General features: G+C 64.4%; 18 protein-coding genes, 1 tRNA gene and 1 pseudogene. 15 read left to right on the forward strand and 5 right to left on the reverse strand.

Annotated features, from left to right (window positions below; all coding sequences use genetic code 11):
* The 3 genes from DM816_RS07865 to DM816_RS07875 all read left to right on the forward strand — a co-directional run.
* A partial coding sequence (locus tag DM816_RS07865; RefSeq protein WP_211588584.1) for a hypothetical protein occupies positions 1 to 1,117 on the forward strand: 1,117 nt, incomplete at its 5' end.
* 189 nt (positions 1,118 to 1,306) lie between these two features.
* Positions 1,307 to 1,468, forward strand: coding sequence for a hypothetical protein (locus DM816_RS43655; protein WP_211588587.1), 162 nt, complete (start codon positions 1,307 to 1,309; stop codon positions 1,466 to 1,468).
* Positions 1,469 to 3,432: 1,964 nt separating this feature from the next.
* A complete protein-coding gene (locus tag DM816_RS07875; RefSeq protein ID WP_162907216.1) occupies positions 3,433 to 3,954 on the forward strand; it encodes a hypothetical protein in 522 nt (173 codons plus the stop codon).
* A 77-nt stretch (positions 3,955 to 4,031) separates the two neighbouring features.
* Here the strand turns inward: DM816_RS07875 and DM816_RS07880 are convergent, their stop codons facing one another.
* A complete protein-coding gene (locus DM816_RS07880; protein WP_117209486.1) occupies positions 4,032 to 4,760 on the reverse strand; it encodes an XRE family transcriptional regulator in 729 nt (242 codons plus the stop codon).
* 135 nt (positions 4,761 to 4,895) lie between these two features.
* Here DM816_RS07880 and DM816_RS07885 point away from each other — a divergent pair, with 135 nt between their 5' ends.
* The 3 genes from DM816_RS07885 to DM816_RS07895 all read left to right on the forward strand — a co-directional run bounded on the left by DM816_RS07885 (position 4,896) and on the right by DM816_RS07895 (position 6,255).
* Positions 4,896 to 5,135, forward strand: a complete 240-nt coding sequence (locus DM816_RS07885; protein ID WP_117209487.1) for a hypothetical protein — start codon at positions 4,896 to 4,898, stop codon at positions 5,133 to 5,135.
* An 86-nt stretch (positions 5,136 to 5,221) separates the two neighbouring features.
* On the forward strand, positions 5,222 to 5,677 hold the full coding sequence (locus DM816_RS07890) for a GntR family transcriptional regulator (protein WP_117209535.1): 456 nt from the start codon (positions 5,222 to 5,224) through the stop codon (positions 5,675 to 5,677).
* A gap of 26 nt (positions 5,678 to 5,703) precedes the next feature.
* Positions 5,704 to 6,255, forward strand: coding sequence for an HD domain-containing protein (locus tag DM816_RS07895; RefSeq protein WP_117209488.1), 552 nt, complete (start codon positions 5,704 to 5,706; stop codon positions 6,253 to 6,255).
* Here the strand turns inward: DM816_RS07895 and DM816_RS07900 are convergent.
* Genes DM816_RS07900 through DM816_RS07910 form a run of 3 tightly spaced genes read right to left on the reverse strand, consistent with a single transcriptional unit; the run spans position 6,252 to position 7,925 of the window.
* The gene (locus DM816_RS07900) at positions 6,252 to 6,710 is read right to left on the reverse strand and encodes a hypothetical protein (protein ID WP_117209489.1); all 459 of its coding nucleotides are present in this window, start codon (positions 6,708 to 6,710) and stop codon (positions 6,252 to 6,254) included. The two genes, DM816_RS07895 and DM816_RS07900, sit on opposite strands and share 4 nt — an antisense overlap.
* A complete protein-coding gene (locus DM816_RS07905) occupies positions 6,703 to 7,179 on the reverse strand; it encodes an NUDIX domain-containing protein (RefSeq protein ID WP_117209490.1) in 477 nt (158 codons plus the stop codon). Before DM816_RS07905 ends, DM816_RS07900 begins: the two co-directional genes overlap by 8 nt.
* Positions 7,180 to 7,190: 11 nt before the next feature.
* Complete coding sequence (locus DM816_RS07910) at positions 7,191 to 7,925, reverse strand: helix-turn-helix domain-containing protein (RefSeq protein WP_117209491.1); 735 nt, start codon at positions 7,923 to 7,925, stop codon at positions 7,191 to 7,193.
* 287 nt (positions 7,926 to 8,212) lie between these two features.
* Between DM816_RS07910 and DM816_RS07915 the strand changes: the two genes are divergently transcribed.
* The 7 genes and pseudogenes from DM816_RS07915 to DM816_RS07950 all read left to right on the forward strand — a co-directional run bounded on the left by DM816_RS07915 (position 8,213) and on the right by DM816_RS07950 (position 15,373).
* The gene (locus DM816_RS07915) at positions 8,213 to 8,659 is read left to right on the forward strand and encodes a hypothetical protein (RefSeq protein WP_117209492.1); all 447 of its coding nucleotides are present in this window, start codon (positions 8,213 to 8,215) and stop codon (positions 8,657 to 8,659) included.
* 990 nt (positions 8,660 to 9,649) lie between these two features.
* Positions 9,650 to 9,928, forward strand: a pseudogene (locus DM816_RS07925) (hypothetical protein); the annotation flags it as partial.
* Positions 9,929 to 10,011: 83 nt separating this feature from the next.
* Positions 10,012 to 11,469, forward strand: a complete 1,458-nt coding sequence (locus DM816_RS07930) for an FtsK/SpoIIIE domain-containing protein (RefSeq protein ID WP_117209493.1) — start codon at positions 10,012 to 10,014, stop codon at positions 11,467 to 11,469.
* Positions 11,466 to 12,029, forward strand: coding sequence for a DUF2637 domain-containing protein (locus DM816_RS07935; protein WP_425455225.1), 564 nt, complete (start codon positions 11,466 to 11,468; stop codon positions 12,027 to 12,029). The genes DM816_RS07930 and DM816_RS07935 overlap by 4 nt, the downstream gene beginning before the upstream one ends.
* Complete coding sequence (locus DM816_RS07940) at positions 12,026 to 13,807, forward strand: replication initiator (protein WP_117209494.1); 1,782 nt, start codon at positions 12,026 to 12,028, stop codon at positions 13,805 to 13,807. The genes DM816_RS07935 and DM816_RS07940 overlap by 4 nt, the downstream gene beginning before the upstream one ends.
* Positions 13,800 to 13,991, forward strand: coding sequence for a helix-turn-helix transcriptional regulator (locus DM816_RS07945; RefSeq protein WP_117209495.1), 192 nt, complete (start codon positions 13,800 to 13,802; stop codon positions 13,989 to 13,991). Before DM816_RS07940 ends, DM816_RS07945 begins: the two co-directional genes overlap by 8 nt.
* Positions 13,988 to 15,373 (forward strand): tyrosine-type recombinase/integrase, encoded by a 1,386-nt coding sequence (locus DM816_RS07950; RefSeq protein ID WP_117209496.1) that lies wholly within the window; start codon positions 13,988 to 13,990, stop codon positions 15,371 to 15,373. Before DM816_RS07945 ends, DM816_RS07950 begins: the two co-directional genes overlap by 4 nt.
* Before the next feature lie 202 nt (positions 15,374 to 15,575).
* Here the strand turns inward: DM816_RS07950 and DM816_RS07955 are convergent.
* Positions 15,576 to 15,649, reverse strand: a tRNA-Ile gene (locus tag DM816_RS07955).
* Positions 15,650 to 15,780: 131 nt separating this feature from the next.
* Here DM816_RS07955 and DM816_RS07960 point away from each other — a divergent pair.
* Both DM816_RS07960 and DM816_RS07965 read left to right on the forward strand, forming a co-directional pair.
* Positions 15,781 to 16,650: an LLM class F420-dependent oxidoreductase gene (locus tag DM816_RS07960; RefSeq protein ID WP_117209497.1), complete on the forward strand. Its 870-nt coding sequence runs from the start codon at positions 15,781 to 15,783 to the stop codon at positions 16,648 to 16,650.
* A gap of 45 nt (positions 16,651 to 16,695) precedes the next feature.
* A complete protein-coding gene (locus DM816_RS07965; RefSeq protein WP_117209498.1) occupies positions 16,696 to 17,415 on the forward strand; it encodes a peptidylprolyl isomerase in 720 nt (239 codons plus the stop codon).
* Positions 17,416 to 17,423 lie beyond the last annotated feature (8 nt).

Here is a 17,423-nt window from a genome sequence, read left to right on the forward strand (position 1 = left end):
CGGCGTCAAAGACCACCACCGGAGCGTGCACTGGCAACACGGCCTACTTTTGGACAACGGGCTACACGGTCGTGCCCTGCTCACTATGGAAGGCAATCACATCACCGTCACTGTCCGCGCTGCCTACCCACACAACCTTCTAGCCCGCCTGACTGAAGACATCCGCGCCTACGTCGAGGACTTCTGGCAGGGCCTGGAAGTGCGGGTGATGGTTCCCTGCGCCGAACGGTGCCCTGACGACCGGCCAGGCCAAGGTGTCTTCGACACCGAAGCCCTCATCAATGTCAAAGCCGGTCGAGGTACAGAAATCTCGTGTAGCAGCTGCTTTAAAGGTCATGACATCGACTCGCTGATGCTCGACGTGGTCACCCGGCCTCTCAACACCCAGGAACGGCTGGTGGAAGCCGTGGCCGCGGTAATGTCCGAGCAGTTCACCCCGATGCTGCAACTGGCTTACGCCACCCACGACGAGCTGACCAAGCAAAGCCAGCACATCCGAGAACTGGCAGACGTTATCGATCTGCGCTACCGCGAGCTCATGAACGCCCTGGACGATCCCGCCCGCGACGGCCCACGTCTGATCACCGTGCAACGAGAACCCGGGACCGTGTTGGAGCCCGGCTGGACCCATGTCAGGATACGTATCACGCTGTGGTGTGAACATTCCCGCCGACCACTTCACCTGCTCGACAACGACCCCACCGTCGGCGTGTACGTCATCACTGTTCCCAAAGACTGGCTGATCAAGGCAGCCCCGCTGCTGACCGCCATTTCTAGGGTGCTGCGCAGCGTGCTGCCCCTCACCGGCCTGCTCGACGTCGCTCTGCCCGACAGTGCCAAGACGTGGACGGCCATCAGCGACCAACTGGGCGACGCGGAAAAGACCATTGAAGGACTCGCCACCGCCACTAAACCCGACGCGTCCACCGAGGACGCTACCGTTGTCGTCTCTAGACACGGCACCGGACATGAGCTCGATGAGGCGTCCATACGCAGACTTCACCAAATCGTCAAAGAACAAGACCCCGGATTCGGTGGCTTGCAACGGGTCAACGACCGTGGCCGCTACCGATGGATCCACCCGCAATACCTCACCTCCTATCAACAGGGCGGGTGACCTGCGAGCCATCCCGTCGACCGTCGACCCGCCCACCGGGATGCCGGGTTCTGCCGGCCCGCGCAAGGGTCGGCTTGCCGATCGTGTGTGACTTGCCCTTGCGCGGGCCGGCAGGTTCCGGCTCGGCTCGCCCGGGTCGATGGTCGGTGGGATGGCCTCCCATCCTGGACGCCGGACCTGATGGACAGGATGGGCCACGCTTCGACCAAAGCGGCGTTGATCTACCTGCACCGGTCCGGGGCGCGGGATCGTGCCATCGCGGACGCCCTCAGCGCGATGGTCGAGGAGGCGCAGAAACAGAAGAACACCGATGAGTCGCGGCACGGGGAGGAAGCGCCGCCAGAAGAGTAGGTCTTGGTGCGACCAGAAGTCCATCGCGTGTCCAGTCTGGATTGGATTCGGATATGGTGACGTCAGCAAGGTTCCGTTCACCAAGGACATGCGATGCGAAGGATCAAACGTGGGGTTGGCACTGTGCAACTATCTCATGGCACCGTTGGTGTGAGGCGCGCAATAAATCCCAAGCACGTGGCGTTTTATGCACCGTCAAATCTTTGGAAACCGCGGCGGAGGCGGCCCGTAGCGGCACGGAAGACCAGCGTACTCGGTGAGAAGTGGCTCTTTAAAGACGACGCATACGAGGGCGCGTGCCGTCCGGGTTTCGAACTTCAAGGATCACAAGGTCTTCGTGGCCAGTAGCACGCTCGACTGAGATCAGGAGACGGATGGGAGTGATCTCATAGCGCTTTCTCCACTTTGTCACATTCGTGTAGCGAGGTGGCGGGTCGCTGCGCTGCATGTCAAGAACCAGAGGTGCGCCTCGTACCATCGCGAACGGGCCAGCGACATGACCTAGCGAGGCTTCCCTTTCAAAGCCGGGTGAGAATTTGTACGGTCCCCACACTGCCTCAGCCCGTTGTTCCATGGTTAAGGGTTCGCCGTCCCAGGGCCGTAGGTGCTCGTCGCCCCAAACCGTGATCCAGATACGTTCGAGCAGGTTCAGACCCGGCGGTCCGACTAAGCGAATACCCACAGCAATTTGACCCGACCCGTCGACTTGAGTGGCACCCACTGCCTCCCACTGGGGCGCCATCGAGGCGTCGAACGCCTGCTTCGCTACGCTCGCTGATGTCTCCGCAGCTCGCGCTGCTGCTTCGGTAGCCCTGGCGGAACGGTGGGCATCGCGTCGAGCGAGGATGGCCACGACGACAGACGCAAGCGTGATGAGACCCAGTACGACATTCACTGCGACGGGATAGTTCTCCAACGAGAATCCCGTGGGGCCGACAGACGGCGACGGAGAGGGTAGCCCTAACAGCGACATTCCTTCATTATCGAGGTGAGATCGATTCAGCCATCGACCAGGTATGCGCTAGTTGTCGGATTCCTATGTACCGGGACTGCGCCATCTCCATCCCTTCCCGTCGGCCCTCGACCCGCACGTTTGTGGGAGCGGGCCGCGCCGGGGTGCGGAAGGTGGAGCACCCTACGGCTGAACGACCTTCCGCACCCCGGCGCGGTCTGCTCGGCTTCGCCCGGGTCGTGGGCTGGCGGGAAGGGTTGTCCCACTTCCCGGAGGCCGGAGCGCTCCCGCCGGAGGCATGGGTTTGCTTTTCGCCACCCCCGGATCTGGCAGGGAGGCCGTTCACGGCCGACCGGTCCTCCGCGGGAGCTGGGAGGGTGAGTCCAGCGGCGCGTGGTAAATAAAGATCTTCAAATCTTTTGATCTTCACCCCGGCACCGGTTCACCGCTGGCCAGAAAGCGCCAAGAGATGCTGATGCGGGCGTAGGGCTCATTCAGGACGCCCAGGGCGGCGTGTTCGTGGTAATCGTTGGCGAAGACGAGCACGGCACGGATGTGGTGCGGAATCTGCTACAGGGAATCGGTACGGGTGCTGGCCGGGCGCGGCCGGCCGAAGGCCAAGGCCGCTGGCCCGGCCGTTGCGGCCCGTAGGGCCGCCTTGATCCTGAAGAGAACAATTCGGCAATCAAAGTTCCGTTAGGTAAAGGATCAACCGAAGCTAGGCAAAGTTCCGTTAGCGCTTTGTCCGTTGTGCTGCCGGGGTCGGCGTACGTGGCGGGGACGGCCTGGAGGTCCTGGGACGTCCTCACGGAGGCGGTATATCGCCAATTGACTATGGCTAAGACTTTGAGGCAGCTGCTCAATGTGCTGGGTGGCAAAGACGGCTCCCGGTCGTTGTGGTCGCATCCTGAGACCGGGGTCCGCCATGTCGAGAAGGCAGATGCCCGTGGGGCATCCCCGTTGCCTTCGACAGACAGCTTTCAAAGATAGGAAGGACAACGGAGAAGTGAACATGGATGAGATCAAGCGCAGGACCGACAGAGTCGATGAGGCGATCAACGAGGTGATCGCGGAGTCGGATGTCGGCCCGGCAACCGTGGGCAAGGCGGTGCGTGATGTCAACGAGACTCTTGCCGTCCACGCGGCCTGGACCGACGAGCGGTTTGAGAAGGTGAACGACCGTCTCGTCAGCCTGGCGCGTATCCAGGTCATGACGTCCAGCAAAGTCGAGATGCAGATCGCGCGGATCGAGTCGCGTCTTGCCGGTTTGGGGGTCGGTCAGTCGCAGATCGGGCAGAGCTTGTCCAAGCTGGAGCAGAGTCAGGCGGCGCTGCTGCAGCGCGATACTGCCCTGTTCCAGAGGGTCGAGCGTCTGGAGCAGGGTCAGGAGGCTTTGCAGCAGGGGCTGACGTTGCTTGCGGAGACCGTGCAGGGCTTGACGACTCGGGTCGGTGAAGTGTTGGCGTTTGCCATTTCCGACGAGATGGATCAGCGCCTGACGAAGGAGGCCGACATGGTCTCGGCAGACGGTTGACGCTACACCGACGATTTGCCGCTGACGATTCGGGTCTGGCACGCCTGGACGATCCGTTCGTCGGAGGCTGCGGCCTGTTACGCGATACGTCGAGCATGCGCCCATACTCGCTCGAAGGAATCTAGGTACATGGATGCTATGCCGTCCGGGCGGCTGTGGTGTAGGTGAAGCACGGGGGCGTGACCTGCGGGGAAGCGGTAGATGTGGGTGTTGACGAGCAGTTCGTCGTCGGAGCGGTAGATGGAGTTGTAGAGAACCGTGTCATGGAGGCGAAGTTCGGCGCCCGGTTCACTTGTGAGTGGTCGGAAGAGCACCAGTGAGTTGCGGATTTTGGCACTCATGATGTCGTCAATGCCCTCGTCGGCTCCGCGGCGGGCTACCTGCGGGCCGGCGAAGTCGCCGAGGGCAATGCGTATCCGAACACCGTTGTGGGCCTTGTCTTTCAACGAGCGTAGGAGTATCGGATCCTCGGCGAGGAAGAGTGCGCTATAGGCGAGGATGCTGATTTCGTGCTGGGCATTGGCGAAAAGGCGACGCCATACGTCGTTGGGCACGGCGGAGCGGTGCGGATAGGTGATGCCGAGTTCGTCGGGTGTTGTTGTGGGCTGGGGCGGGCGCACGGTGCTGGGCCAGAGGTCGCGCACGGTCCAGCCGGTGAGGTTGGCCAGGGCGGTGCGGTAGCGAGGGTAGGGTACGCGGCCGGAGCACCAGCGTTGAACTGTTTTCGGATCGACACCCAGACGCGCGGCCACGTCGACGGCATCGAGTCCGACGGTGGCGAGTGCACGGGCAAGTGGGTGTCTCACTGGCGGCCTTCCGAGCAACGGCGGCGACGACCCAGTTTAGCCAAGACGTACCAAGACGTCCCTCAGACGTGGTACCGACATGGTGACCTTGGTCGGAGACTGTCGGCGACGGGACTGAGTGTGAGTGGAGATCAGATGGATGAGCAGGGGTCGCTGGCTGGCAGCGATGAGCGGGACGTGCAGCAGGTGGCGGACCGCCTGGCGCTTGCGTTGGAGGATGTCGGGTTCGACGTGGGCCGGGCGTTTCCGATGCTGACCAGCGGTAGCGGGCCGGATGGGGTGGGCTTCGTTCAGCTTGGGCGGGTGACGCGTGGGGTCGCGTCGGACCTGGCGTCTGTGTTGTCGCGGGCGGCGGGGCGGGGCGTGTCCCTGTAGCCGGGGCCGGGGTGGCGTGGTGCTCTGCGTGATGCTGGGCTGAGAAACTACGCTCAGGCGAGGCGTTGGCAGATGGTGAGGTGAAGGTGAGTCCACGGGCGACCGCGTGGGGCGCGTATACGGCTATTGCGGAAGCTCTGCGTGCCAAGATAGCGGGCGGTGATTGGAAGCCGGGCTCGCTGTTGCCTTCTGAGTCGGCGCTGTCTGCGGAGTACGGCGTGGCACGCAATACCGTGCGGCGGGCGCTGGATGTATTGGCCGAAGAGGGCCTGGTTGAGGCGCTGCCCGGTCGCGGGCGCGTGGTGGCTGATCCCGGCGGGAAAGCGGACGCCGTTCCTCGGTACCAGAAAATTGCCATGGATCTTCGTCGGCGCATGGAGTCTGGGGAGTTGCGGCCCGGTGATGCGCTGCCGAGCGAGTCGGAACTGTCCGATATGTATGGTGTGGCGCGGGGGACGGCGCGGCACGCGTTGGCGGAGCTTGAGGGGGCCGGCCTGGTCGAGTCGGTCCATGGGAAAGGTCGCTACGTGCGGAACAAGTGATCGCCTGCTCAGATAGTCTCGGACGTGTGGAACATGTAGCGTGGGCGCGCGACCTGGCACGACAGTTGCTCGCTGAGGCCCTACCGACTCGCTGGGCGCACACGCAGGGCGTGGCGCGTGCGGCGGAGTCCATCGCGGACATCGTGGACGAGGATGCCGAGACGCTGATCTGCGCCGCGTGGCTACACGACATCGGATATGCGCCCGGCCTCGCTCAGACAGGCTTTCATCCCTTGGACGGTGCGCGTTACCTGCGAGATAAGCAGCGAGCCGATGAGCGGTTGTGCAGGCTGGTGGCGCACCACTCGTGCGCGGTGATCGAGGCTGGGAAGCGCAGCTTGGCGGCCGAGCTTGTAGCCGAGTTCCCTCCGGTCGGCGGGCTCGTGGCGGAAGCCTTGACCTACTGCGACATGACTACCAGTCCGCGGGGCGAGCCGGTCGATGTGCAGCAGAGGCTGCGCGAGATTCTTGGGCGGTACGGCAAAGGGTCTATTGTGGCCGAATCGATAGCGCAGGCTCGGACCGAAATCGAGCGGTCGGCGCGGTTGGTCAGCGCGGCGGTTGCGCAACGGCGTTAGTCGTCGGGTTCGGTGCGAGCGAGTTTGCCCTGTTCGTCGCGGGTCCAGCGTCGGCCGGCGCTGTCGAGAAACTCGATCTGTACGGGTTCAGGATCGACGTACGAGCGCAACCATTCCGTGGGGGCGGCACGGCGGACTGTTTGCCCTGGTGGTACCAGTCCAATGAACTCTGACTGTTCCTCATTGGACGCTGTCGGAAGCGGTACTTCGACCTCATAGATCGGCATGTCGCTGGCGTTGTGGATGTGGAAGGCGATTTCGCGGCCACCGTCAGGCTTGCGGTATGCCTCGACCCAGGCGCTGATGCGGGCGGCCTGGGCGCGTCGCTCGTCCTCGGCTCGATCCGCCTCCCGGCGGTGTTCGCCACGCAGCAGGACGAACCCGATGACGAAAGCGCCCACTGTGCCCACAGCGGAGAAGATGTCAGCGGCTGCGGTGACCCAGTCGTCAGCCAAGGTGAGCGCTGCCCGGTGCGGTGAGGTAGTGGTTGATGCGCATGCGCATGGAGCGGTCCATGGTGAGGGCTGTGAGGTCTTCGCGTGCGATCCAGCGAACCTCGCGGGATTCGTCGCTCGGTGTGGGCGTTCCTGACAATGGCCGTGCGGTGAAGACGACGGAGAATTCTTGGCGGACTTCGCCGTTGCTGGTGTAGAGGATGACGTGGCGTGGGTCGGTGTAGATGCCGACCAGGCCCGTGATTTCCACGTGTACGCCGGTTTCCTCGGCGGTCTCCCGGATAGCGGTGGTGGGTAAGGACTCGCCGAGGTCCATCGCGCCGCCCGGCAAGGCCCAGTTGTCGTTGTCTGCACGGCGGATCATCAGGATTTCGCCGGAGTCGTTTACCACGACCACATTGGCGGACGGGACGACGCTGTTGGCCTTGGGCGCTGCGGGATCGTCAAAGAAGTCGATGCGGCCGGCCATGTGGGGCAACCTCATTCCAGTGGGCTTGCGCTGTCCCACACGCCGTCGAAGCACTCCAGGTACGTGCTGACCATGTCGCCGCCCGCGACACGGCGAAGATGCAGTACTGGGGCTTGGGCGGCGGGGAAGCCATAGATGTGGGTGTTGACAAGGAGTTGGTCGTCGGCCCGGTAGATCGAGTTATACAGAACCGTGCGATGCGTGCGGAACTCGATGCCTGCGACGTTGCGCAACGGTCGATACAACACGATGACGTTTCGGATGCGCGCGGCCATGGTGTCGCCGATGCCCTCGTCGGCGCCGCGTTGGGCGACCTCCTCGCTGTCGGCGTCGCCGAGCAGGATGCGCACCTTCGCACCTGCCTCGGCCTTTTGGCGCAACGTGCGAAGAATCCCGGCGTCCTCGGCGATGAACAGTCCACTGTAGACGAAGATGCCGATTTCCTGCTCGGCCCCTTCGAAGAGGCTGCGCCACAGGTCCGTTGGGACGGTCCATCGGTGCGGGTAAACGTTGATGATCTCGCTCTCGGAGGCGCTGGCGACTTGACCCCGAGTCAACGCATCGGGCCACAGGTACGCCTCATCAAGGCCCAGCTTGGCCGCTATGGCGTATCGATGGCGCCGGTACGGCAGGCGACCGCCGATCCACCGCTCCACACTCTTCGGATCCACGCCCACCGCTTCGGCGAACTGAGCAGGTGTATAGCCGCGCTCAAGCAGCGCAGAGCGCAAGCGATCGTTCCGCATCCATCCCCCACACACATCCGGACGTCCCACCAGGTGACAACCATAGGCCAGACATCTCGAAGAGGTCCAGCCGTGACCTGATCCCGTCCCTCCGCGTCGTCGCATCCTCGAAGCATCGACGCACTCCGGTGTTGGAGAAAACCAGAGCGGCAAAGGATCTAGATGCAACGTCTTGACGGCAAGGCGAAGTTTCGGGACGCTAGATCTGAACATGATGGACATGTTCAGAAGTTGATACCAGGGCATGGTGCCTCGGCGTCCATGCCGCGCATAGCAGGAGGAAGATCGTGATTCCAGGTTCAATCAGGGTTCCGGTTGCGTCGGAGCTGGTGTTTCCGGAGGGGGCGCTGTTTCACAGCGTCGAGCCGGTCATCGACTTCGACAAGCGCAAATCCGGTGATGGCGACCCGCAGGAGCGGGACAAGGAAACCGGATTGCGTGTGTGGGAAGTCAAGGTGACGGACCTTGACTCTCAGGCGGGCAAGTTCGGGGGCTCGCGTGAGGTGAAGGTGAAGATCACAGCGGAGCATCAGCCGGTTCCGCCTGAGTCTCAGGTGCCGGGCTACCCGGCCAAGGTCGAGTTCACCGATGTGGTGCTGACTCCGTGGGTGGACAACCGCAAGTGCACGGGCAGGAGCATGCCGCATCGGTGCGGCGCGCGTCAGGGCTGGTCGGTGAGGGCGTCGGCGATGGTCCCGTTTGGGTCGGCTTCCAGCAAGAAGAAGGGCTCCTGAAAGGTTTCGCATCCGGGACGAGCTCATGTCTTGGCGGACCGCTCGTCCCGGACTCCAACAAACACCTTCGATCCTTGGAAAGGGTGGGTTTGTCGTGTCGATTGTAGATCGTTGCGCTGCGGCACACGCCGAGGATGCCCGCGGCTGCGAGGGTTCACGTGAGGCGGTCAGGATCGTAGATCTGACCGGCGGGGAGACGACCGGGTGTGTGCTGCACGGTGCCGTGCTGCTGGCCTCGCTGGTTGAGGCGCGGGTGTACCCCGGCTCCGGCGACCCTGGTGGGGCTGCCATCGAGGTCTACCAGCGCGCACAGAGCCTGGAACCGTTCGACTTCCTGCGTGGCGCCAAGGTGCGTCAGGGCTCAACTCCGGTAGATGGGAATGAAGCCGCCAGAGATCGCTATCTGTCGTACCGGGTTCAGCGGCGCGCGGCGGATTTGCTGACTGATCTTCTTATGGAGGCGGGCGGCGCGGGGTTGCCACAGCTCGTGTGGACCGTCGGGCAAAGCGGCACCTTGACCGGTCGGGTGTGCTGTGGGACGGATGCCGAGCGTCGGGCCTCGTTTCAGCGGTGGATGCAAATTCGTTGCGGCGAAACGACTCTCGGACAGCAACGGGGCATGGACGGTGATGCTGCGTGCCCGCCGCGAGAACTTTCGCGGGGTGCGGGTGCTGCTGTTCGCCGAACTCAACACGGACGTGAACGGCGGGGGTGACGATCAGTGAAGATTACGGCTGTCTCGAAGATCCTGGGCAGGGTAGACCGGGCGTCGGCTCGGGTGGGGTCGTGGTGGTGTCATGGGTTCGTCCGGGTGGTGTCGATCGAGTGCCGCCAGTGTGGCCTGTGGGTGGATGCTTCGGACTGGGATCCGCAATACGCGGTGTGCGATGAGTGCACGCGCCGGTTGTTCCGTCGAGTGGCGCGGGCAAACCGGTCGGCTCGTGTCCGTGCGGGGCGTGCTGGAGGTGCCCAGTGAGGCACGCGGATGCTGTGAAGAACGGCGTCAGGTCGGACCTGACGGTGAATCGGTCACGCGCAACGGTGGGAAACAAGGAGTTCGCGGCGTTCGCTAGGCGGATTGTGAAGGCGTTCGCGCGGCGGGTCGCGCATGGCGATGTGGAGGCGCTGTCGGATCTGCTCGCGTTCGCCGGTGAGGTGGACGATGCGATCCGCGACGCGGTGACGGGATTGCGGGAGTTCGGTTATTCGTGGTCGGAGATCGGGGCACGGGCGGGGATCACCAAGCAGACGGCACAAGAGCGCTGGGGAACAGTCCGGGCTCCCCGGATAGCCCGCAAGCCGTTGGGTGTCAACGGCCATCGCGATGAGCGGTCGGACGGCGGTGACCGCTGATGCCCACTGTCGTAGGGGACAGGTACCCGGACCCTGAACTGTTCACCAGCGGTGTGCTACTGCGGCCGAAAATCCGCGTGCCGTGGTGGATGTATTGGCCGTACCGAGTCGTTAAGGCGCTGGTCAAGGGCGTTGGTGTGGCGCTGAATCTCGCGCTGTACCGGTTCGGGTATGCCGGTATCCCTGCCTTGGCACTCGCCTATCTGGGGTTGGCCTATGACTGGTGGGTAAGCGCCGGCATCGCTGGGCTGGTTGTCGCTGGGCTGCTGCTGTGGTGGTGGAGGGCGCGGGAATCGTTCTGGCGGTGGCTGGGCTGGTTCTACCTGGCCCAGTGGCGACGCTGGCGGATCTACCAGCAGAACTGGCACGCCACCTGCGCCAACCTCGGCCTGGCGATGAGCTTCGCCGCAGCCAAGTACTACCCCACGATTGTCAAGGTTCGCCGTGACGGTGAAGGCGACCTCGTCACGGTGCGGATGCTCAACGGTCAGATTCCACAGCAGTGGAGCCAGAAGGCGGAAAACTTCGCACACACCTTCAACGCCGACACATGCACCGTGCGGCCGGTGGAAAGCAGGTGGGCGCGCAACCGAGTGGTGCTGCACCTTCGGGTGCGCGACAGTCTGGCGAAAACCGTTGTGCCGTTTCCGATTGCGGCTGTGCCCGATCTGTCAGCGCTGCCGGTGGCAGTGCGTGCGGGCGGCCGAAAGGTGTGCATCAGCGTCATCACACACGTGCTGATCGCCGGTGCGTCCGGTGTGGGCAAAGGCGCGGTGTTGTGGGCGATCCTGGCGGCACTGGCCTCGGCGATCCGAGGCGGTTGGGTTCAGGTGTACGCCTTCGACCCCAAGGGCGGAGTTGAGCTGGAGCCGGGTAAGGCGTTGTTTCACCGGTTCTACTACGGCGACCCGGACGAGATGGCCGGAGCTCTTGAGGATCTGGTGAAGCTGATGAAGCGGCGTCAGGCCCAGCAGCGGGGCCGGGGTCGAACGCACATCGCCACGACGGATGAACCGGCGATTGTCATCGTCATTGATGAGTTCGGGGCGCTGACCTCGTACGTGACGGACAAGAAGCTCAAGGAGCGGATCAATGCTGCGATGTCGCTGATTCTGTCGCAGGGCCGGGCGATCGGGGTGCATGTCGTTGCGGCGCTTCAGGATCCGCGTAAGGAGATCCTTCCGTTCCGTAACCTGTTCGGTAGCCGGATCGCGTTGCGGCTGGTGGAGAAGAGCGAGGTCACGCTGATTCTCGATGATGACGCCTTGGACCGGGGGGCGGCCTGTCACCAGATCCCGAAGTCACTGCCGGGCAAGGGGTACATGGTTTTGGAGGGTGATCCTACCCCGGAGCAGATTCGGTTTCCGTACCACACCGATGCCGACATCGCCGAACTGGCGGCGCACTATGCCGCACCGCACTCGGACGGCGGACCGGGATGGGTGGTGAACCGGTGAGCCTCAATCGGAAAGCCTCTACAAGTCAACGCCTTGAGGGCATCGTCCTGGTGGTCATCCTGCTGACCGTGGGTGGGTTCGCTGGTGCGGCGTCGTTTACCCATGTGCACGACTGGACCATGGACAACAGTCCGGCGGCGACCGGGGATTGGTTCGGCTGGGCCAACGCGGTCATCGCCGAGCTGGTTCCTGTCGCTTCGCTGCTGGTGATGCGGCGGCGACGTCAGGCGGGACAGTCTGTCGTCTACCCGGCTGTCCTGCTGGTTGCCGCGCTCGCGTTGTCGATCACAGCACAGTTGGCGGTGGCCAAACCCGGCTTCTGGGGCGGTTTGGTCTCGGTCGTGCCAGCGTTGGCGTTCGCGGCCCTGGCCAAGCTCGTGCTCGGCAAGACACCCGAACCGGCGTCGCAGACACCCGGCCCGATCGGCGGTACAGAGCCGGTTCCAATCAGGACCGGCGATCACAGCGAGGAGGTTGTGTCAGCGGAACTGGTCCCTATGCCGGTGTCGGCCAACGGTCAACGTGACACAACCGGGTTGATCGGGATGGTGACCCGATGACCCAAACCGTCCTACCACTGGACGGCGTTGCCCCGGCCGGGCCGAGCACTCCTCGGCCGGGGTCACGGGCCGACCGGATGCGCATGCCCATGGCCAACAACGTGCTGCGCGATGTGGCCGAATCGTTCGGGGTGTGCGTGCGCCCGCTGGCGATCCGGCGCACCGACACCCACACCGGAGTTACCGAAGTCATCGACGTGCCGTGTGGTGCCCGGTTGGCGTCGCAGTGCAAGCCGTGCGCGGAACGGAATCGGCGGTTGCGGATACAGCAGATCCGCGAGGGCTGGCACCTGGCGGAGGAACCCACGCCCGCCCCGGAGCGACCGGCCGATGACGTTGTCGCTCTCGTCTCCACGCGGGCGCATCTGGAGTTCGACCGGGCACAGCTGATGACCGAGAAGATGACGCCGGAGGAGCGTCAGGCCGAGCTTGCCGCGATCGATGAGGCGATCACCGAAGTAGACCAGGATTTAGCCGGCTGTCGGGTGCGGGGGCGGCTGGTCGCCTGCCGGGACGGCAAGAAACCACTGTCGCGGTCGACCAGACGACGGGCTGATGCGGCCGAGCTGCCTCGGCTGCCGGTGGCCGATCGTACGGTTGGGCGCACGTTTGCGGCCAAGGATGGCCGGACGTTCCGGCCGTCGACGCTGCTGACAGTCACTCTCGGCTCACATGGCAAGGTGCACACGGGCGCGCGTACTCGGCGGGGTCGGCTGGTGCCATGCGAGTGTGGAACCCTGCACGGGCAACGCGATCCGCTGCTGGGCACGCCGCTTGACCCGCAGTCGTACGACTACCGTCAGGCTGCGATCGACGCTATCCACTTCGCGGCCCTGCTCGACCGGTTTTGGCAGAACCTACGCCGGGCGGTCGGCTGGAAGGTGCAATATGCCGGGGCGGTCGAGCTCCAAAAACGGCTGGCACCGCACGCTCACTTCGCCGTGCGGGGCACGATGCCGCGCAAGCTCATGCACCAGGTGGCCGCCGCTACCTACCACCAGGTGTGGTGGCCACCGTTCGACACCATGCGCTTCAACGTCGAGCAACCACCCATCTGGGATACCGACAAGCGGTCCTATGTGGATCCGAAGACGGGTGAGCCTTTGCTGGCCTGGGCCGAGGCAATCAAGGCGACCACCGAGGAGGAAGCCGAACCGGCGTGTGTGGTGCGGTTGGGCAAGGTCGATCCGCGCGGCATCGAGCACGGCACCCGTGATGCTGAGCGGTCGATCCGCTACGTGACCAAATACCTGACGAAAGACTTGGTCGAGCATGCCCCGGTCGGGTCGGAGGAGCAGCAAGCACACTTCGATCGGCTGCGGTCGGAACTGGCGGTGTTGCCCTGCTCGCCCCGGTGCGCCAACTGGCTGCTCTACGGCGTCCAACCGGACAAGGCTAAACCGGGCTTGGTGCCCGGACGGTGCACGGGCAAAGTCCACCAGGAACGCACGCTCGGCTTCACCGGACGACGGGTGCTCATCTCGCGCCAATGGTCGGGCAAGACCCTCGCCGACCATAGGGCAGACCAACGCGACTGGATCCGCACCGTCCTATCCGGAGCGTTAGCCGACGACGAGCAGCAGTCGGCCGATACGGGCTCGCGGTACACATTCGAACTCGCCAAACCCGACGACCCGGACGTGCCCTCCGTGCGGGTGCGCATCCTGCGCTCCATCGCCGAACGCCAACGGTGGAAAGCCCAACTCCAGCAGCTACGCGACGACCCACCAACCGTTTCGGCAAACGAGATCAACAACGGGGAGGAAGGCAATGAGTGATGACGACCTGTTAACGATTCCCGAGGTATGCGAGATCCTCAAGCCGCTGTCGAAGAGGACGTTCTACCGGTGGCGGGAGACGGGCAAGGCTCCCGACTGTATCCGCTTGCCCAACAACGAACTGCGCGTCTATCGCCGGGATCTGCGGCGTTGGCTGGAGCGGCGTCGGGAGGCGGCTGCATGAGTACCAGCCGACAGGTAAAGATCTACGATATCCAAACCCGCGTCAGCCCTGTTACGAAGAAGAAGTCGTACATCGTCCGGTGGACGGTCGGCGGCAAGGAGTCTTCCAGGTCGTTCGCGAGCAGGGCACTCGCGGACAACTTCAGAACTGACCTGAAGAAGGCCGTATCGGCCGGTGAACTCTTCGACGTGGAAACCGGCCTGCCGGAATCGATGCAGCCAAAACCTGCCGGTGAAACGGTCTTCGCGTTCGCGCAAACGTATGTGAAGGCCAAATGGCCAGACGCGGCGGCGAACTCTCGCCGGGGAATCATCGAATCCGTTGTCGGCGTAGTGATAGCGCTGGTCAAGCAAGATGCCGGCCGTCCGGATCCGAAGGTGCTACGCGCTGCGTTGAGCGCATTCCTCACTCCTGGCGCTGAGCTACCCGGCACACCCGAGGCCGCAGACGCGATCCGGTGGATTGAGGACGCGTCGCTACCCATCAAAGCGCTCGCGGACGTTGCCATTGTCCGGGACGCTCTCGATGAGCTCGGCAAGAAGCTGGATGGGACGGCGGCGGCTCCAAAAACCCGGCGTCGCAAGCGGGTCATCTTCTACAACCTGCTTGAATACGCTATCGAGCTGGGCCACCTGGACAGCAACCCGCTGGATCGTCTCCGGATCAAGTCGAAGCGCAAGACGAAGATCACGGAAGCCGTAGACCGGCGTGTCGTCGCAAACCCGCTTCAGATGGTGGCGCTCCTGATCGCAGTCGCTTCGATCGGTGGCCGTATCAAGGATCGCGGCTTGCGACTGGTGGCGTTCTTCGCCTGCATGTACTTCGCGGGGATGCGTCCCGGCGAGGTCGCCGGACTACGGGAACAGGACTGCTATCTCCCCGACTCCGGGTGGGGCCGACTGACCCTTGCCAACAACGAAACCGAGGCCGGGAAGAAGTGGACAGACTCCGGCGAACGTCACGACCAACGCGGCCTGAAGCATCGGGCCGACAACGAGACACGCCCGGTGCCTATCCCGCCGATCCTGGTTCAGCTCCTCCGCTGGCACGTCGGGACTTTCGGCGTCGCGGCGGACGGACGGCTGTTTCAGAGCCCAACGGGCGGGGTGGTCGGTCAAACCACCTACAACCGCGTATGGACGGAGGCGCGCAAGCTGGCTCTCACCCAGGCCCAGGTGCTCTCGCCTCTTGTCAAGCGGCCCTACGACATCCGGCATGCTGCCCTGTCGCTGTGGCTCAACTCCGGTGTTCCCGCGACGAACGTGGCGGAGCGGGCGGGGCAGTCGGTTGAGGTGCTCTTGAAGATCTATGCGAAGTGCATCGACGGTGACGAGGCGATCATGAATAAGCGAATAGAGGACGGGCTCGGGCTACCTTGCTAGCCCGCTATGCTGAGGCCGGTTCTGCGGAAGGCGGGACCGGCCTTTTCGCTTCTCGACCTGGGAAAATGCTCTCAAGGTCATCCCGGGTATGTCCCGGAACCCGCGACAAACGGCGGTCTTTGATGGCGCCTGGCTGCATCTTTGTACGATTTCGCAGTCGCGAATATAAGCAGGTCAGCGGCGGAATGAGAGATCAGATGCGTGGGGCGGGCGGGGATCGAACCCGCGACCGGCGGATTATGAGTCCGCTGCTCTAACCGGCTGAGCTACCGCCCCGGCGCCGCAAAGCCTACCCGATCGTGCCGGGCATGTGATGGCCCGCTGGAGGTGTGGCGTGGAGGAGGCGATTTGGGGGTTGTGTTCGAGTGTGCTCTAAGGCCTAGCGTCGGTGCGGGAGGAATCGTGTGATGAGGCTTGGACTGCACTACTGGAACTTTTCGAATCCCCCGGAGCCGTTGGCGATCGGCACGACGCTGGCGGAGACCGCGCGGGTGGCCGAGCAGGCGGGCATCGCGTCGTTTACGGTGATGGACCATTTCTTCCAGATGGAAGGTACGGGCTCGGCCGACGAACCGATGCTGGAGGGGTACACGACGCTGGGGTTTGTCGCGGGGAAGACCGAACGGATGACGCTCGGCCTGCTCGTCACGGGGGTCATGCATCGGTACCCTGGCCTGCTCGCCAAGACGGTGACCACGCTGGATGTGCTGTCCGGGGGCCGCGCACGGTTGGGCATCGGCGCCTCGTGGTATGAGCGGGAGCAGCGTGGTCTGGGCGTGCCGGTGGTCCCGATCCGTGAGCGGTTCGAGCGGCTGGAGGAGACGCTGCGGATCTGCCTGCAGATGTGGAGCGACGATGACGGCCCGTTCCATGGGCGGCACTACCAGCTTGCCGAGACGCTGTGCGTGCCCGCGCCGCTGAGCCGGCCCCGCCCGCCGATCATGATTGGTGGCGGTGGCGAGCAGAAGACCCTGCGGCTGGTGGCCCGCTACGCCGACGCGTGCAACGTGTTCGGGACGAGCCCGGCCGATGTGGCCCGCAAGTTTGACGTGCTGCGTGGGCACTGCGAGGCCGAGGGGCGCGACTACGACCGGATCGAAAAGACCGTGCTGTTCGTGCGTCCCGTGCTCGCCGACATCGACGCATTCCTCGCCGACGCGGCCGCATACGCCAAGCTGGGCGTGGCCGAAATCCAGCTGATGCCGGACCGGCATCCGGTCGAGTTCGCCGAGCAGGTCGCGCAGCGCATTGTCCCGCGGCTGGCCGAAATCTCTTGAACTCTCGCATTGCGGGCCCGCCCGCCATGCGATAGACCCATTCGCATGCTACGTCACCTGCTCCGCCTGGCGGCCGTCACCGTGGCCGGCGGGCTCATCCTCACAGCCGGGCTCACCGCTGCGGCCTCCGCCGCTCCTGCGGGCGGCACGACCAACGGGCCGTGCCAGTACACCGCGACTCCCGACGACCCGGCCGTCCGTCCGGTCCCGTTGCCACCCGACCCGCGCCGCACGCCGACCCGCACCCGGCACGCGGTGCTCGAAACCGACCACGGCGACATCAAGCTGACCCTCACCGCCGCCAAAGCCCCATGCACCGTGCAAAGCTTCATCCATCTTGTGCGGCACCGGTTCTACGACCGGACCACCTGTCACCGCCTGACCGCCTATCCCACGCTGAAGGTCCTGCAATGCGGCGATCCATCCGATACCGGCGCGGGCGGCCCGGGGTACCGCTATAAAGATGAACTTCCTACAGATCTTCCTCCGGTACCGGACCGGCCCGACCGCGTCTATTACCCACGCGGCACCCTGGCGATGGCCAACGCCGGCCCGAACACGAACGGCAGCCAGTTCTTCCTCGTGTATGCCGACTCCATCCTGCGCCCCAACTACACCGTGTTCGGCCGCGTCGACGAGGCCGGCATGGCCGCGCTGGACGCGATCGCCGCGGGCGGGGTGCAGCCGACGCCGGAGAACCCGGCGCCGGTGGACGGGCGCCCGGCCCTGCGCGCCGATATTTGCGACGCACGCGTAAGGCCCTGAAGGTAGGC

The sequence above is a fragment of the Allorhizocola rhizosphaerae genome (assembly GCF_003426775.1).
GTDB classification, from domain to species: domain Bacteria; phylum Actinomycetota; class Actinomycetes; order Mycobacteriales; family Micromonosporaceae; genus Allorhizocola; species Allorhizocola rhizosphaerae.

Bases quoted from the DNA above. Each gene is read 5' to 3' on its own strand.
- DM816_RS07965 (WP_117209498.1), top strand. From the start codon at position 16,696: ATGCTACGTCACCTGCTCCGCCTGGCGGCCGTCACCGTGGCCGGCGGG.
- DM816_RS43655 (WP_211588587.1), top strand. From the start codon at position 1,307: ATGGGCCACGCTTCGACCAAAGCGGCGTTGATCTACCTGCACCGGTCC.
- DM816_RS07960 (WP_117209497.1), top strand. From the start codon at position 15,781: ATGAGGCTTGGACTGCACTACTGGAACTTTTCGAATCCCCCGGAGCCG.
- DM816_RS07885 (WP_117209487.1), top strand. From the start codon at position 4,896: ATGGATGAGCAGGGGTCGCTGGCTGGCAGCGATGAGCGGGACGTGCAG.
- DM816_RS07875 (WP_162907216.1), top strand. From the start codon at position 3,433: ATGGATGAGATCAAGCGCAGGACCGACAGAGTCGATGAGGCGATCAAC.
- DM816_RS07905 (WP_117209490.1), bottom strand. From the start codon at position 7,179: ATGGCCGGCCGCATCGACTTCTTTGACGATCCCGCAGCGCCCAAGGCC.
- DM816_RS07910 (WP_117209491.1), bottom strand. From the start codon at position 7,925: ATGCGGAACGATCGCTTGCGCTCTGCGCTGCTTGAGCGCGGCTATACA.
- DM816_RS07950 (WP_117209496.1), top strand. From the start codon at position 13,988: ATGAGTACCAGCCGACAGGTAAAGATCTACGATATCCAAACCCGCGTC.
- DM816_RS07940 (WP_117209494.1), top strand. From the start codon at position 12,026: ATGACCCAAACCGTCCTACCACTGGACGGCGTTGCCCCGGCCGGGCCG.
- DM816_RS07945 (WP_117209495.1), top strand. From the start codon at position 13,800: ATGAGTGATGACGACCTGTTAACGATTCCCGAGGTATGCGAGATCCTC.
- DM816_RS07930 (WP_117209493.1), top strand. From the start codon at position 10,012: ATGCCCACTGTCGTAGGGGACAGGTACCCGGACCCTGAACTGTTCACC.